Source organism: Streptomyces sp. NBC_00075 (genome assembly GCF_045041225.1).
Taxonomy (GTDB): domain Bacteria; phylum Actinomycetota; class Actinomycetes; order Streptomycetales; family Streptomycetaceae; genus Streptomyces; species Streptomyces adonidis.
Window position 1 is genome coordinate 7,298,409 of record NZ_CP108243.1, and the last position, 17,503, is coordinate 7,315,911.

At 71.2% G+C, this 17,503-nt stretch carries 3 protein-coding genes; all 3 read right to left on the reverse strand.

All coding sequences use genetic code 11. The features are described 5' to 3' along the window. Positions 1 to 180: 180 nt before the first annotated feature. From OG787_RS31990 to OG787_RS32000, 3 genes are read right to left on the reverse strand one after another with little or no spacing between them, the layout of a single operon-like run. A complete protein-coding gene (locus tag OG787_RS31990) occupies positions 181 to 16,662 on the reverse strand; it encodes a hypothetical protein (protein ID WP_405537424.1) in 16,482 nt (5,493 codons plus the stop codon). After that, the gene (locus OG787_RS31995) at positions 16,663 to 17,013 is read right to left on the reverse strand and encodes a hypothetical protein (protein ID WP_369033311.1); all 351 of its coding nucleotides are present in this window, start codon (positions 17,011 to 17,013) and stop codon (positions 16,663 to 16,665) included. A gap of 2 nt (positions 17,014 to 17,015) precedes the next feature. Continuing rightward, positions 17,016 to 17,474, reverse strand: coding sequence for a YbaB/EbfC family nucleoid-associated protein (locus OG787_RS32000; protein ID WP_369033310.1), 459 nt, complete (start codon positions 17,472 to 17,474; stop codon positions 17,016 to 17,018). Positions 17,475 to 17,503: the final 29 nt, after the last annotated feature.

A 17,503-nucleotide genomic window follows, 5' to 3' on the forward strand; every position in this document is an offset into this window, starting at 1 on the left:
GGCGAGCGCCCCGGCGTCCGGCGGGAGGGCCAACACTACCTACCGTCACCGGACTTGGGCCGCGGCGGATCCGCCGGGCGGACCGGCGAACGGTTCGGGCTGAGCGGGCACGGTACGAACTCTCCTCTGTTCTCAGGGTTGTTCTTGTTCTCAGGTCTTGTTCTCAGGGTCGTTCTCGGGTCAGGCGCGGTCGTTGTTCGGCGGCTCGCCCGGATGCCCGACGAGACGGCCGTCACCGTCGGGAACGAGGAGGACGGGCGGCGCGCTCCCCGAGGGATCGCCGAGCAACGTGACCTCTCCCTCCGAATCCACCATGGCCACGTGCGCGTCGAACAGGCGAACGGCAATCGCCAGCAGCGCGTACAGCCGTGTCTCCGCGTCCGCGTAGGAGGAGTCGCCGAGCAGCACCTGGAGACGCTGAACGGGCGTCAGATCGGCGAGAGGCAGGTCACCGCCGAGCAGGATTCCCTGGGCACGCTGGGAGTTGTCGAGCAGCACACCGAGTCCCTCCAGCCGCTCCACGGAAAGGCTCCGTCCTCCGGTCGGCTGCGGCACCAGCACGGTGGGCACCTCACCGTCGCCGACACCACGAACCAGCCGCTCGCGGAGGGCGTCCGCCGTATCGATCCCCGCCTCCACGAGCGCGGCGGGCGCGGCGAGGCGCAGTACGTCCAACAGGGCGCCGGCGTCGTCCCCCGGCGCCGGGAGCAGGGTGAACGCGGTGCCGTCGAGTACGGCGGCGTGGGTCCCGGTGCGCCGGAAGCCGGGGGTGTCCTGGGCGTCCTGGGCGTCCTCGGCATCCGGAGCGTCCTGGGCGCCGGCGTTCACTTCGGCCACCGGCTTCTCGTCCACGTACGAAACCGGGTCCCGCCTCTCGCGGTGCATGCCGTCCGTCGGGGCGGTTGGGGGTGCGGCGTGCACGCCGGCCTCGGCGGCTTCGGCTTCGCGTTCCCGTAGGGGAGCCACTTGCCGCTTGATGAGTCTGTCGATGGCCGGCCTGCGTGCCTGGCGGGCCGCCTCGGCTGCGTCCGCCGCTGCCTGTGCCACCTCGGCGGCGGGCACCTGCCGTCTGGTGGTCACGAGTGCGGCGAAGTCCCTGGCGTTGCCGTGGCCGATGCCGATGTTGTGGTGGGTGTGGTCGGCCATGACCGCGCCGACGTCCTGGGCGGACCTGAAGTTGGCTTCCGCACCCGTGCGCAGCCGCTCCTGGTGGATGAGGGCCGAGTCACGGATCTGGTAGGCGCCGGTCTGCTGGTTGGGGGTGCCGAATCGTCCGGCGAAGGCCCAGTAACCGTTCCACGGGAGCGTGAACTCGACGACCACCTCGGAGTCCGACGCGGCGTTCGCGTTGCTGAAGACGTGGGTGTGGGAGAGGGAGGTGGTGAAGAACTTCCGGTATTCGTCGCTGCGGTTGTAGGCCATGGCCGCGGCGATTCCGGCCGTGGCGGTTTTCGCGTCGAGGATCTGTGCGGCTTCCTCGGCGGACATCTTCCGGTACAGCTTGGCCGGTTCGCTGCCGGTACGCGGGATCACCGTCGGCTCTGCCGCCTGCTCGTCCCGGATCCGGACCAACTCGTCGTGGAAGGCCCGCATGCGGCCGGCCAGTGAGTCGTGCATGGCCAGTTTGCCGATGAGCACGGTCTGGTTGTCGGCGAAGACGTAGTAGCCGCTGTTGAAGTCGGCGGCGGTGGCGTCCGATTCGAAGAAGTCCGTGTACGCCTGGAAGTAGTCCTCCATGGCATCGGCGGTGATCCGCTTCGCGGGGCCGCCCGACGGAGCCGCGTGCACCCCGGCAACCGAACCCGCCCCTGAACCAGTCGCCAAGGTGACTTTCGAAGACGGCACCACCGCATCAGCAGTGGACGTGGCCTCTCCGTCCTCTCCCTCGATGCCGGCCATGAAGTCCCGGAAGGCCTCGTAGACGGTGTTGTCCGCGCCCGTCGCGGCCACCGGGTTGGCCGGCGCACTGTGCACGACCTGCGGATCGGCCCCGTACAGCCGCCGCATCAGCGACAACAGGTCCGGCTCATGGGACTCCACCCACTCGGCGCCGTTGTTGCGCGGGCGGCCGGTCGCGGTGTCCGTGCCGTGGTTGGTCCCCAGGAACGCGTTGCTGAGCTGCGCGAAGAACTCGTACTCGTTCATGGAGGAATAGGTGTCGGCCGCCCGCCCCTTCAGGTCCTGGCCGACACCGTCCGGCCACTGCACCTGCGGGCCTGGATCCCGCCCCTCCTCGACCGCCTTGCGCCAGGCGGCCTCCTGGTCCTTCTTCGCGTCGTACACGCGCTTGATGAGGTCACGGTCGGACTCGGTCAGAGCGACGGTGTGCAGCAGGTGCGCGATCTCGTGCGTGGCGGTCGAGTAGCCCTCGGCCTGGTGCGGGGAGGGGCCCACCGACGTGACCTCGCCCAGCAGGTTCTCCTCCGGCACCGCAGCGGTCAGCCCGCCCGTCGCACCGCGCAGGTCGTCGAAGCCGCGCCCGGACTCGGCATCCACCCGTCCGTGCAGGTGCGCGAAGGAACTCACCCACGTCAGCGGGACGTCCTGGGGCAGTACGACCACTGCCGCGCCCGACTCCAGCAGCTGGACCGTGGCTTCCTTGTCCTGGAGCATCCGGGCGGTCTGGGCGTACGTCTCGTGCCGCGCCGACACCGGCCGCAGCACCTCACCCGGCACGACCACCAGCAACCGCGCCGCCACCTGGGCGAACTCCGGCGCCGCCAAAGACTCCCGCACCCCGTCCACGAACGGCGCATGCCCGGCCAGCCACCGCCGGTGCGCCGCAGGCAGCAAGGCCAGGGTCTGGGGCAACTCCCCTGACGGCAGCGCGAGCAGACCCGCCACCAAGACGTCCGACCTCGGCGGCTCAACCGGCTCCACCACCGACACCGGAACCACATCCGGATCCAGGTCCGGGACCAGGTCCAACAGATCCGACCAGTCGTCGGATGCCTGCTCGGACGCAGGCCCGGAGGGCGCGGGATGCGGTCCCGTACCGTCGGCCGCCGCGTCGCTGCCGTCGTAGTGGTTGACGCCGTTGTAGTAGATCTCCACGTTCCCGGCGGCGGCTCCGCCCTGTGGCCCGAGGCTGCTGACCACGTGGCGCTGTCCTGGTGCGAGGATTCGCGCCACGTCGATCCGGACCCCGAAGGCATGGGCTGTGAGCGCCGGGAAGACTTCCCCGTACGCCGACTCCCAGCTCTGTGCCCAGTTCTGCACCGCGTTGAGGAGGCCGGCCAGTTCTTCGGTGGTGAGCGGTGCGGGGCTGGTCGCGTAGGCGAGTTCCAGGCGCTTGCGCAGTTCGCCGTCCGACAGGGTGTCCAGTCCGGCGGGCTCGTTGATGCCGTGCCACCGGGCGAGCGCGACCAACTGGGCTGTGCGCGTCTTCTTCAGTTCGGCGCTGAACTCCTGTGTGGTCGACAGCCGGAGCTGGCCGATGACCTCGTGGGGCAACTGGCCGTTGCCCGTCGCGCGGACCAGGTAGTTCACGACGAAGTCCCGCATGGCCGCGGTCACGGGATCCGCCTGGCGGTGCCGGGGCAGGGTGCCGGTGTGGGAGTACGCCTCCGCTCGTCGCCGGAGATCGCGACGCACACCGCCGGTGTCCGACAGCCACTGGAAGGACCCGGGGTGGTCGCTTGCCAGCCCGGGCAGGCTGTTGCGGACGTGCTGCGGATCACTGGCGAGGAACGCGTGCAGCAGGCATTCGCCGTTGGACACGGTACGGATGGGCCGGCCCCCGGCCGGAGGCAACAGGGAGCCGTCGGCCGGGGTCTGCTGGGAGGTCGGCTTGCCGCCCGGCACCTTCGACAGGGGCCCGGCCGCCGCCGACGAGGACGAAGCGGGTGACTGCACGGGCGGGACCGGCGGAGTCGGCAGGGGCGCCGTCAGCGGCGCGGGAGGCGTCCCGGTCACCACCGGAGGAACCGGCGGTTCCACGGGCGGGTCCGTCGGCTTGACGGGTGGGTCCGTCGGTTTTACGGGCGGGTCCGTCGGTTTCGCAGCCGGATCCAGCGGGTCGACGGGTGGCACTGGCGGTTCCACGGGCGGGTCTGACGGCTTCACCGGCGGGTCCGTCGGTTCCACGGGCGGGTCTGACGGCTTCACCGGCGGGACCGGCGGTTCCACAGCCGGGTCCGTCGGCTTCGCAGACGGGTCCAGCGGGTCGACGGGCGGCACCGGCGGTTCCACGGCTGGATCCGTCGGCTTCACCGGCGGGTCCGACGGCTTCCCAGCCGGATCCGTCGGCTTCGCAAGCGGTACCGGAGGCGCAGCAGTCGTCCCCGACTTCGGTGTCCCCACCGTGCCCGGCCGAGGCGTCGAAAGCGGGCCAGGGCGGCGGGCCGGGGTGGAGGCCAGGGAGGAGAGGGGGACGCTCACCAGGTCCTCGCCCGTGGCCTGGTGGGCCGTGTCGAGTTGGTCGGCGAGGTTCGGCAGGTGTTGTTCGGCGTCGGTCTGGGCGGCGGCGCGGTCGGTCTGGTCCTGGAGGGCGAGGACGATGTTCCGGTTGAGGGCGCGCAGCCGGTCCCGTACGGCATCGCGGTCCTCGGTGACCGTGGTGAGGTGCTCGGCGGCCGTGTTCAGGTGGGTCTTCGCCCCGGACGTCTTCGAAGTCGCGTCCGCCAGGGTCTGTTCGAGGCCCGGCAGACGGTCGGCGGCCGTCCTCGCCTTGGCCCGGGCGGCGTCGAGTTCGCCCTGGACGCGCACCTGGTCGGCGCGCAGGGCCGTCAGTTCCCCTCGTACGAGAGTGAGCCGCTCATCGGCCTTCCGGGCCCGCTCCCGCGCTTCGCGGGCCCGCGCCTCGGGTACGGTGCCGGCCTCCTGACGGGCGATGTGTTCGAGGAAGGCGTCGGCGGCCCGTAGCTCGCTGGAAGCGGCCGACTCCCGCTGCTTGACCTCCGCGATCCTGCCGGGCAGGGCGAGGAGCGCGGTGGACAGCTTCCGGACCTGGCCCTCCCAGTGGTCCCGCTCGGCCCGGCCGGAGGTGAGCGCCTCCTGGGCCTCGGTGAGTTCGGTCTCGGCGTTGCCGAGGGCCTTCCGGGCGTCGGTGTGTTCGGTGGTGGCGGTGTCGAGGTCGTCCTGGGCGGTGGCGAGGGCGAGCCGGCTCTCGGCCTGCGGGCCGCGCAGGTCGCTCTCCCGTCGGCGCGCGTCGGCCTGGGCGAGGGCTGCGTCCGCGTGCGCGGTGATCCGGGCGGCGAGGTCGGTCCAGGCGTCGGTGGTGTCCGCGTCGGTGCTGATCAGGCCGCCGGTGGGGTCGAACCGCCAGTGCCGCAGCCCGTCGTCCGTACGCAGCACCAGCTCGACGGGCCGGTCCGCGAGGACGGCGGTCCGGGAGGCCGCGTAGAGGGCGCGGCCCAGCAGGGAGCCGTCGGGGTCCGGGCCCGGGGCGAGCCAGATCTGTGCGGCCGGATCCTGTGGGTCGAGCCGGTCGGCCAGGGCGCGGGGCAGGTCGGTCAGCGGGTGCGTGGTCCAGTCCCGCAGGTCGGCCGCGGACTGGTCGGCGAGCATCGACCGCAGATCGTAGACCTGTGGGTCGGTACGGGCGTCGGTGATGCCGTAGCCGAGCACGTCCCGTTCGGACAGCCGCAGTTCGGCGCTGCCGGTCACATGCCGGGTGCCTCCGGGGCCGGCCACCGTGATCACGACGTCGGTCATGGTCTCGTAGCTGCGGACCCCGCGCCCCTCCGCGGGCAGTGCGGTACCGCCGGTCTTGAACCACTCCCGGCGGGTCGCGGCGCCCGCCGAGCCCTGGCCCGTGGCGATGGGCTGCTGGGCCAGCAGCGCCACCCCCACGCCGACGATGTTGCGGCCGTCGCCGCCCGCGTCGTAGGCGGCCTGCACGCCGAGGCCGGTGGTGGTGCCGGTCGCCAGCGAGGTCGAGGCGGCCGTGGTGGGCAGGCGCAGCCGGTCGAGCGTCACATCTCCGGCGTCGGTGACGCGCCGGGGGTTGTGCAGCGTGATCCGGAGGCTCGGCGGGGTGTCGGAATCGGACTCCAGGGGGTAGGCGCCGGGCATGGTGTCGGTCAGTCCGGCGGCCGCGCGGGGCGCGTCGAGGCTGATCTTCCCGGCCTGGATGAGTTCGCCGATGCGTACGGCGGTGGCCTCGGCGGAGCTGGAGGCCTGCGACGACTGCCACTCGGAGGCCAGCCGGGGCGCGACCGTGTGCAGGGCCTGGACCAGTTGCGGATAGCCGTTGAAGTGGAACACCGGGGTCGGCCCGGTGGGCACGATCCGCTGCCCGTCGGTGACGCGGCGCCCGTCGGCACCGGGGGGCGCCGTGGACGGGTGGACGGCCGAGGCGGCGGCCGGGACCGGGGTGGCGGACGCCGGGGGATCGGCCGCCTCGCTGCCGGTGAAGCGCAGGGTGACCTCCGCGGGCACGGTCACCGTGCGGGTGGGCCGGCCGTACAGGGTCTGCCTCAGCCAGTCGGCGAGGCCGGTCTCCTCCTCGTACCAGGCCAGGACGCCGCCCTCGATGAGGCCGCCGGGGATGTCCAGCGGCCAGTCGGTGACGAGTTCGGAGCGGACCGAGGCCTCGTACTCGTACTCGACGTCGAAGTCGGCGGCGTTGTCGGTCCGCATCCAGAAGCGGTCCTCCGCCGAGGCGGCGACCTTGCTGGTGTCCGTACGGACGCCGACGGCCGAGACCGCCGGTCCGGTCCGGTCGGTGCGGTCGTCGTCGGCGGGACGCGGATAGCGGGTCGTGGGGTTGAAGACTCCGGTGTGCTGGCGGGTCTCCGACACGGCACTGGAGGTGTTCGCCGGGGCGTGGATGTGCACCTGCTCCTGGCCGGTGCCCGCGCCCGCGGGCCTGCCGCGCACCGTGCGCAGCCCGGCGGTGTCCTGTACGGGCCTGGCCCGCAGGGTGACCTCGACGAGCCGGGCGCCGCCCTTGGCCACATGCCGGAAGTGGAAGCGCTGGACGCCGTGGGGTCCCCGGCCGGGCAGCGCGCGCAACGCGGTCGGCATGGTGATGTCGGCGATCCTGGCCTTGACCCCGGGCAGGTACGAGGCGCGGCCCGGCGTGGTGGAGCCGGGCGCCTCCCGCTCGATGAGGTCGGTGAGTTCGGAGCGCAGCCGGTCGCGCTGCTCGGCCCGGCCGTCGGGGCCGCCGCCGAGCTGCCTGACGGACAGGACACCGGCCAGGCCCGGTTCCCCGGTGCGGGCGAACCTGTCCGGCAGGGGCAGCTTCGGTTCGGGACGCTCGGGCACGGTCAGGCCCTCGACGCCCGTCAACCAGGCCGCGTCACGCGCCAGTTGGGGGTCGGTCAGCAGGAACTGCGCCGCGCGCGGCAGCTCCACGGCCACGGTGACGGGCTCGGCACTGGTGATACCGAGGGCGTTGCCGACCACGTTGCGCCGCCCATGACGGATCGTCATGAGGATGGTCGCGCCGCTGCGGACGCGGTGCTGGGTGCCGCTCTCGGTCGGCGTTCGCGTCACACCCGTACTCGACCCGAGGGTGTGGGTGTCGTCCGTACGGTGGGTGAACGCGTACCGGCCGGAGGGGTTGAACAGGGCGGAGGGCCCGGGCTTGGGCGCGCCGTCGGGGACCTTCGCGGGCCGCTGCTGGGTCATGGCGGCGACGGCGCCCCCGTGACTCGTGCTGGTGGTGGTCTGCTGGGTGGCGGTGTCCGTGGCGCCGACGTCCGTCTCCAGATACTGCTTGGCGCTCTGGAGGTGCTCCGGGTCGTGCAGGAAGCCCTGGAGTTCCACCGAGAACTCGTGGTCGGCGCCCAGGCCGGGCAGGGTCAGGCCCTCGATGACGTACCCGCCCTTGAAGATCTGGTGGGCGCGTGCGACGAGGTTGGCGGGGCTGAGCGCGGTCCGCAGCGCCTCGGCTGCCGGTGTGCTCTGGTCGGTGACGTCCGCGCCGGTCAGCGCCTCGGACATCCAGTCCCTGGCGGGCGCGGTGGCCGAGGCCACCTTGCCGGGCACATAGGAGGCGACGGTGTCCCACGCCTGGTCGAGCAGGCCCTTCTCGGGGTGCCCGGGGTAGGTGTTGGTGACGGCCTGTCCGAAGGCGTCGAGCAGGGCGGCCGAGCCGCGTATGCCGTCCATGATCGCGTCGTCGGGCAGCCGGACGACACCGGGCAGCGGGTTGCCGTCCGGGCCGGTCATGGCCAGCCTCGCCCGGTCGTCGGCGTCCGCGAGGCGGACACTGTGCCCCGGCGGCGTCTCCCGCTCCTGCCCCGGCTCGACCGTGCGGTGATGCGGGACGAGGAGGGTGATGCTCCCGCCGACACTGCGTACGACGGGACGCTCGGGCTCGGCGGGGCGCTCGATGTCCGCGGGAGCTACGGCGGACACCTCGTCGTCGGGGTGCCGCCCGGGGTCGGCGAAGCGCACGGCCGGCTCCGTGCCCGGACCTTCGTACAGGTCGAGCGCGAGCTGTGCCGGGACCTCGAAGACCTCGGCGGACTGTCCGCTGCCGATGAAGAACTGGTCCTGGTTGATCCCGGCGCCGACCGTGGAGGTGTGGGCGGTCGCCTGCGCGTAGGTGTAGTCGCCGCTGCCGCCGAGCGACCACGGCCGGTCGTCGCCGACCGGTCCCGCCACGCCTCCGCCGAAACCGGCCTGCCAGCCGTAGCCGTAGCCGGTCGACTCGGTGCCGCCGACGCTGAACGAGGAGATGCCCATGTTCTGGACGTCGGGCAGCGTCCGGCGGTGCCGGGTCCCGGTGCCGTCGGCGGTGTCCCGGAAGGCGGACAGCCGCAGTTGGACGCGGCGCGTGCCGCCGGTCCGCGACGGCCGGTCGAACCACAGGGCCTGGCCGCCGTCCAGCATGGAGTCGACCGAGGCCCGCAGCCCCACCTCGGACCTGGCCTGCTCGAACCGCCGCAGGTTCATCAGCTGGGCCTTGGCGGTCTCCTCGTCGAACAGGGTGCCGGGCGTCGGCTCGGCCGGCGGGAGGAAGCCCCGCTCGCGCAGCCACGACTCGGCCCGCTCGAAAAGCGGTTCGGTGCCCGTCACGGCCAGCGGGGCGGCGGACATGCCCAGGTTCTGGAGGTTCTCCAGTTCGTCGGGCAGCTCGCGCAGACCCTCGCCGGGGGCGTGTTCCTGTCCCAGCGCGTCGGCCTTGCTGAGGATCCGCAGCTGCATGCCCGCGTCCCAGGGCCCGAAGTCATGGGACGTACTGCCGCCGCGTGCCCGGATCAGGGTGACCCGGTGGGTGACCCTGACCGGGCCCAGGAGATGGCTGCGGTTGCTGCGCACGGAGTGGGTCATGCTGGCGGAACCGCCCGCGGCGAGCGCGGAGTTGGTCTGGAGCCGCGCGCCGGCCTTGCCGACGAAACTCCCGGAGACCACCGACGTGGCCCCCGCGTGCCCCCGGTCGTGGTCACCGGTGAACGACGGACCGACACTGCCGTCGAGGGCGACCCCGCTGGTCAGCTTCGCCGAGCTGTCCACCTTCACCGTCTGGGTGACATGCGCCTCCAGGTTGATCTTCCCGTCGAGCGAACGGTGGGCCGGCTGCACCGGCTCCACCTCGGTGGTGAGCTTCAGCATCCCGATCGTGTTGCCGTCGCCGTCCAGCAGGACCGGCGAGAACAGCCCCCGGCCGCGCTGCAACGGCAGCGTGCCCCGCAGGACCTGCTCGGACAGAAACGTCTCGAGCTCCCCGACCGAGGACTCGGACAGCGCCGCCAGCTCGGTGGCGAAGCTCTGCCGCACCTCCGACAGCAGCCGCCCCGGCTCCTTGACCGTGTCCACGCCCCACACCGGCCCGTCGTCGAGCCCCGCGGGCTCCGGCAGCTCACCCTCGTGGTCGACCGCGAGATGCTCCGGGAACCAGACGGTGACCGGCCCGTGCGACCGGGGCGGGCTCCAGTTCACCGGCGGCGCGAGCGGCGGTGAGTCCAGCCGCACCTCCCATTCCCCGGTGAACTCGAAGGGCTGCGACAGCTCGTTGCTGCGCTGCGCGGTCATCGTCTGCACCACGTTGGTGACGGTGGTCGACGACGAGAACTGGTTGTGCGTCAGCGTCAGGGACAGCGCCGCGTCGATCGCCCGCACCGGGCCCGCCGCCGCGATCGGGAACGACCCCGACCAGGGCACGGGCACCGCGCGGACCGTCCCCGACGCGACCGTGCCCGACGACTCCTGCGTGCCCTGCGCGCGCCGCTCCACGCGGCCCTCGGGGTCCGTGACACTGTTCGCGCCGTAGCGCCCCGAGCGGACCGGATCACGCAGCGCGAGCCGCACATCGACCGTGCGCTCCCGGCCCTCGTGGACCACGGTGACGCTCAGACCACCACTGCTGCGCAGATACGGCAGCTCCCGCGCCAGCTCCTCCGCACTGAGCCGGTCCCGCAACTGGACCAGCACCGGATGGTCGTCGGCCACGGGCCGGGCGATGCCCAGCGCGGTCATGACCTGGTCGTGCAGTCCGGCGACCACCTCGGCGGGCAGCGGCTCGACATGGACCAGACCGACGTTGCCGTCGTGCTCCGCACCGTAGTTCCGGACGTAGACGGAGGGCGGCGTGGTCCAGATGCCCGACGCCTTGTCCGTCGAGGTGGTGGGGAGCACGGGGGGTGCGGCGTGCACGGAGGCTTCGGCTTCGCGTTGCCGCAGGGGGGCGATCTGCCGCTGGATGAGCGTGTCGACGGCAGGCCTACGAGCCTGACGGGCGTCCTCCGCCGCGTCCGCTGCCGCCTGTGCCACCTCGGCGGCGGGCACCTGCCGTCTGGTGGTCACGAGTGCGGCGAAGTCCCTGGCGTTGCCATGGCCGATACCGATGTTGTGATGGGTGTGGTCGGCCATGACCGCGCCGACGTCCTGTGCGGACCTGAAATTGGCTGCCGCGCCGGTCCGCAGCCGCTCCTGGTGGATGAGGGCCGAGTCACGGATCTGGTAGGCGCCGGTCTGTTGGTTGGGGGTGCCGAATCGTCCGGCGAAGGCCCAGTAGCTGTTCCAGGGGAGTGTGAACTCGACGACGACTTCGGTGTCGGAGGCGGCGTTCGCGTTGCTGAAGACGTGGGTGTGGGAGAGGGAGGTGGTGAAGAACTTCCGGTATTCGTCGCTGCGGTTGTACGCCATCGCGCTGGCGATACCGGCGGCGGGGGTCTTCGCGTCGAGGATCTGTGCGGCTTCCTCGGCGGACATCTTCCGGTAGAGCTTGGCTGGTTCGCTGCCGGTACGCGGAATCACCGTCGGCTGTGCCGCCTGCTCGTCGCGGATCCGGACCAACTCGTCGTGGAAGGCCCGCATGCGGCCGGCCAGTGAGTCGTGCATGGCCAGTTTGCCGATGAGCACGGTCTGGCTGTCCGCGAACACGTAGTAGCCGCTGTTGAAGTCCGCGGCGGTGTCGTCCGTCTCGAAGAAGTCCGTGTAGGCGCGGAAGTAGTCCTCCATGGCATCGGCGGTGATCCGCTTCGCCGGGCCGCCCGAGGGAGCCGCGTGCACCCCGGTGACCGGATCCGCCGAGGATGAGACGGACGTCGTCGCTGCCTGGGGCATTGCCGCTGAATCCGCTGAATCCGTTACGGGCTCAGGGGTCCCCTCGATGCCGGCCATGAAGTCCCGGAAGGCCTCGTACATGGCGTTGTCCGCGCCCGTCGCGGCCACCGGGTTGGCCGGCGCACTGTGCACGACCTCGGGATCGGCCCCGTACAGCCGTTCCAACAGCGGTGCCAGGTCCGGCTCATGGACCTGCACCCACTCGGCGCCGTTGTGACGCAGACGGCCCGTCGTCGCGTCCGTGCCGTGGTTGGTCCCCAGGAACGTGTTGCTGAGCTGGGCGAAGAACTCGTACTCGTTCATGGAGGAGTAGTTGTCGGCCGCCCGCCCCTTCAGGTCCTGGCTGACATCGTCGGGCCACAGCACCTGCGGGCCCGGCTCCCTGCCCTCTTCCAGCGCCTTCCGCCGGTCGGCTTCCTGGTCCTTCTTCGCGTCGTACACGCGCTTGATGAGGTCACGGTCGGACTCGGTCAGAGCGACGGTGTGCAGCAGGTGGGCGATCTCGTGGGTGGCGGTGGAGTAGCCCTCCGCCTGGTGCGGGGAGGGGCCCACCGAGGTGATCTCGCCCAGCAGGTTCTCCTCCGGCACCGCAGCGGTCAGGCCGCCCGTCGCACCGCGCAGGTCGTCGAAGCCGCGCCCGGACTCGGCATCCACCCGCCCATGCAGGTGCGCGAAGGAACTCACCCACGTCAGCGGGACGTCCTGGGGCAGTACGACCACTGCCGCGCCCGACTCCAGCAACTGGACCGTGGCTTCCTTGTCCTGGAGCATCCGGGCGGTCTGGGCGTACGTCTCGTGCCGCGCCGACACCGGCCGCAGCACCTCACCCGGCACGACCACCAGCAACCGCGCCGCCACCTGGGCGAACTCCGGCGCCGCCAAAGACCCCCGCACCCCGTCCACGAACGGCGCATGCCCGGCCAGCCACCGCCGGTGCGCCGCAGGCAGCAACGCCAGCGTCTGGGTCAACTCCCCTGACGGCAGCGCGAGCAGACCCGCCACCAAGACGTCCGACCTCGGCGGCTCAACCGGCTCCACCACCGACACCGGAACCACATCCGGATCCAGGTCCGGGACCAGGTCCAACAGATCCGACCAGTCGTCGGGTGCCACCTCGTCCAGCGTCGCCAGGTAGTCGCCGAACGGCTCGCCGTGCACCGAGGCCCGCTGCCGTGCCGCGTCCAGTTTCTCCTGGACCAGTTCGTGTGCGAGCCGTACGCGTTCCAGCCGCGCGGCCTCCCGGGCGTCCTCGGCCGCCTGTGTCACCTCGTCCGCCGACACCACCCGCATCTCGGTGATCAGCGCGGCGAACTGCTTCCTGTTGCCGTGGCCGATACCGACGTTGTGGTGCGTCAGCTCGGTGATGACGGCGTCGACGTCCTCCTTGGTCCTGAAGTTCGCCGCCGCACCGGCGCGCAGTTGTTCCTGGTGGACGAGTGCCGAATCCCGGACACGGTAGGCGCCGTCCTGCTGGTTCGGGGTGCCGTAGTTCCCGACGAAGTTCCAGTAACCGTCCCACGGCAGCGTGAACTCGACGACTTTCTCGGAGTCCGACGCCGCGTTGGCGTTCTCGAAAACACTGGTGTGGGAGAGGGACGTGGTGAAGAACTTCCGGTATTCGTCACTGCGGTTGTACGCCATGGCATCGGCGACGCCCGTCTTCGCGTCCTTGGCGTTGACAAAGGCGTCGGACTCGGCCTCCGCCATCTTCCGGTACAACCGCATGGGTTCACGATCGGTGTGCGGAATCACCGTCGGGTGCGTCGCCTGGTCCGCCTCGATGGCCAGCAACTGGTCGTGGAACTTCGCCATCTGCGGCAACAGCTTCTGATGCCGGGCCAGATTCTGGTCCAGGACGTCCTGTTCGTCGAGGAACGAGTAGTAGACGCTGTCGAAGTCCCGGGCACCCTGCCCCGAGAAGAGGTAATTCGCATACCCGCGGTAGAACGAGGCTGTCACCTCGGGCGTCATCTTCTTCGCGGGCGCCGGTGCCTGGTCCGAGGCAGACGACTGCCCTGCGGCGGGCGGCGACGCCATCAGCTGCGGCGCCTCCTGCGTTCCGTCGAGGTCGGGGTCGGCGTCGGGGCCGAGGGATCCCGCCAAGGCGCTGGCCGTCCGGGGTACGGAGTGGCCGCCTTCGCCGTCCGAGTCGGTGCCCGGGGCCGCCTGCGCCTGCCCCCAGCCTGCCGAGGACTCCACGGGCGGACGTCGCACCGGCGTGGTGAACAGCCCCTCGTCCGAGTCGTCACCGGAGTCGTCGTCCCGGGACTCCGCTGCCGGAGCCGGATCCCACTGGGCGGACGTCGGGATGGCGACGGGCCTGCTCGGCGCGCCGCCCCGGAGACGGGGACGCAGGCCGAGGTCGCGGCGGAGGCGGTCGGCGAGGGCAGTGGCCGTTTCAGGGCCGCCGCCCGCCAACAGGGCCTCGGCGACCTGGCGTACGGCGTCCCGGTACTCCTCGCCCGCGTGGCGGGAGTCGGCGAGCACCGGGTGCAGTTCGAGCGGGAGCACGAGACCGGTGGCGGTGCTCCAGGCACGGGAGGCGGCGCCCTTGGCGGTGTCGGGCGTGGTGTCCGCGAAGTCCGTGTAGGCGTCCGCCCAGATCCGCCGGGTGGCGTTCGCGGCCACGACGTCAAGGGACTTCGGCCATGGACCGGGGCCGAGCATCGCCGCGCTGATCTGACCGACCGTCACGACACCGCCGTCGGCGCCGAGTTCGGCGAGATCCTCCTCGGAGAGATCTGCGGGGAGGTCGGCGGGGGTCACCTGCCCGGCGATCCACTGGCGTTGGGCCGGGTCGCGGCGCACCACGGGGGTGATGTCGGAGCGCGTGCTGTCGTCGACCGCGTACGGGTCGATCCCGAGCGCCTGCAACCGGCTCTCGCTCTGCGCCAGTTGCTGCCGGGCCTGCTCCGCGTCGGCGGTGGCCTCCGCGAGGGCGGCACCGTCGCCGCTGCCTCCCCGGTTCGTCTCCGCACGGTGTTGCAGCGCGTCGACCCGGTGGACGGCGTCGACGAAGGTGCGTACCGCGTCGGCGTGTTCGTCACGCGCGGTGGTGATGTCCTCCGGAAGCGACAAGGGGTCCGCGGAGGTCGGGAACGGAGTCGGCGACGCGACCCCGTCGAGCCTGCCCTTGCCCTTGTCGGTGTCACCGGTGCTGCTGCCGTCGTCGAACTCGTCGGCGCTTCCGTAGCCGCTGTCCGTGTCGCTGTCGTCGTACACGAAGTCCGAGGACGTACGGAGCCCCGGGGAAGCCGCACTTGGCGTGGCCGGCGCGGGGGCGGGAGTCTGCGTGCCGGGCGGTGCGGTGTCCAGCTGCTCCGAGCTGTCGGGACCGACGCTGCTGTCCGCGCTGTCGGTCGTCTCGGGGCTCTCGGCGCCGTCCACGAGGTCGGCGTCGCCGGAGCCGTCCGCCTGGTCCAGGGACCCTTCCGACTGGTCCGCGCGGTTCGACTGGCCGGAGTTGCCCGACTGCCCGGACTGGCCCGACTGCTGCGACGGTCCCGGTGAGCCCTGCGCACCCGGGCTGTTCGACGCACCCTGCGGGCCCGCCGAGGTACTCACCGGGGCAGGCGGAGCGATGCTCTCGGAGCCGGACGCCAGGTCCCCGTCGGTTGCTGCGCCGTCACGGACGACCCCCAGGTCCGAGGTGCCGCCCGTACCGCCGGTACCGCTCGCCCTCGGAACCGTGGACACCCCGTCGGGGTTGAGTACGGCATCCAGGTCCACGTCGAGGTCGGGCGTGGTCGTGCCGTCGACCTCGTAGTCCACCACGGACGAGGAGTCGGAGGTGCGCGGCGGAACGAAGGAGGGAGCCGTCGACCCGGTCGGCGAGCTGAGCGACGGCGAGTTGAAGGACGGAGTCGTGGTCGTAATGGACGACGGCGAGTCGAGAGACGGGTCCGACAGAGACGTGTCCGACGTGACGTCCGGCATCGTGTTCAGCGGAGCGCTCTGCGTCGGCGTAACGATTCCGCTGTTCCCCACGACAGGCCCCGGCGACGTCGTCGTCAGCGGTGCCGGAGTCACCGGACCCGGGGTGAAGAGGGACGTGGTGCCGAACCCCGCGGACCCGGGTCCCAGACTCGTCGTACCCGTCGTCGTGCTCGAAGGACCGGTGGAGACCGTCGACTTGGTGCTTCCGGAGCCCCCTCCGCTGCTCAGCGGGCCGTCCGTGGGCAGGTCATTGATCTGGTCGGCGGAGAGGTTCGTGTCGGCGAACCACTTGTTGTACGCGTACAGCCCCGCCCCGCCGGCCGCGAGCCCCGCGCCGAGGTCGAAGACCGCGCTGGAGCCGCCGCCGACGAACGTCTCCCACTTGAATTCCCAGTTGCCCTCGAACGCGCCCTTGATGATGTATTCGGCGAGCCCCTCGCTCGCACCCCCGATCACGAAGGCGCCGGCGATTTCCCCGGGCCCGTTCTTCAGGCCCTTGAAAATCAACGTGTCCGGATCGAACTTGAACTTCGTGAGGACGTCGTCCATGTAGTTCTTGAAGATGTTCTTGAGCGGCTTGAAGAACTGCTCGAACACCCCCATGAACGCGCCGGTGAGCGCACCGAAAGCGGCGGCCTTTCCGACGTCGGCCCAGTCGATTCCGTCGGGCTTTCGGCCGCCGTCGTTCAGGCCGATCTGGGCCAGCCGGACCGCGAGGGTCTGGATGGCCTCCTCCACCGCCTCCGTCAGGGTCGGCATCAGGTGGGTCATCCGCAGCAGCCGGTCGACGATCATCAGGATCGCGAACCTGCTCCTGGCCCTGGCCAGGAACATCTCCGACACGGACGCACCGCCCGTGAAGGCCATCAGGGCCGTCAGGATCGCCAGTTCGGCGATCAGCATGATGATCTCGGCGATGATCTCCCATTTGGACGCCTGGACCTTCTGGGAGAGGTCGATCTGGTTGTCGGCGAGATCGTCGAGCTGATCGAGGAGACGCTGTACGGGATCGTTCCCGTAGCCGTCGCCGATCAGCATGGTGAGGCCCTGGATGTACTGCTCGGCGACGTCCGGAGGCAGGGAGTCCCGCGCCTTGACGATGGTCTCGCGCGCGTTCTGCCTGAGGCCGATCAAGGACTGCTGAAAGGCGAGGTAGAGATTGCGGCTGCCCCACAGCAGATTCTCCCTGGCCTGCAAGGGCTGCTCACCCAGCAGGACAAAGAGCATCTTCCGGACGTCCGGAGGGAAATTGATCTCCTCCACTTAGCGCTTCTCGCCGCCTTGCGAGTCCAGCTTCGAGTGCTGCTGCTGGATCAGGTCGCTGGCGCCCTCCTGGGTGCCCACGATGTTGCGACGGTTGCCGAAGATCGCCGACTCAAGCCCGACGAAGGCGTTCTCGAACGCCCTGATCGCCGAGAGGCACATCTCGTTGTTCGCCTCGTACCGGGGATGGGTCTCGCTGTAGAACTCGTCCGAATATCCGTTCAGGCCACGGTAGTTGGCCTGATCCGCGATGAAGTCGTCACCGATCTTCCGCGCGTGCGCCGGCAACCCGCCGACCTCGTTGCCGCTCTGCTGAAGCCCCGCCGGATCCGCCTCGAACCTGCCTGACATGACTACCGTCCCCTCGGCAAGGTGTCGTCCGTGTCCTCATGGATCTCGTCGCGCAGCCGGTCCCGGGACGGCCGCCCGTAACCGCTGCCGCCCTCCGGGTCGAGCGCGGAGCCGAACATCCGGTCCCAGTCGAGGTCGAGGCCCGAGCCGGCGCCCTCGCGCTGGGTCAGCGGCGCGAACGTGTCCATGACCTTGCGCGCCATCTGGGCCCGTCCCTCCTGCACGGCCTCCAGGATGGAGGTCGCCAGCTGCGGGCCGGGCATGTTGCGGTACTTGCCGTCCAGGAACCTCAGCCCGGTCAGTTCGCCCTGCGGACCGACCGTGATCTCCACCACGCGGTCCCGGGACCGCACGGTGGCCGTGGCCCGGCTGAGTTCGCTCTCCGCCTGGGCGACGGCCTCCTGAACGGCGGTCAGCTCGGCCATCGCCGCGGCCAGCTTCCGCTCCATCGACTCGCTCAACGGGCACCTCCCTGCTCGACAGCGGACAT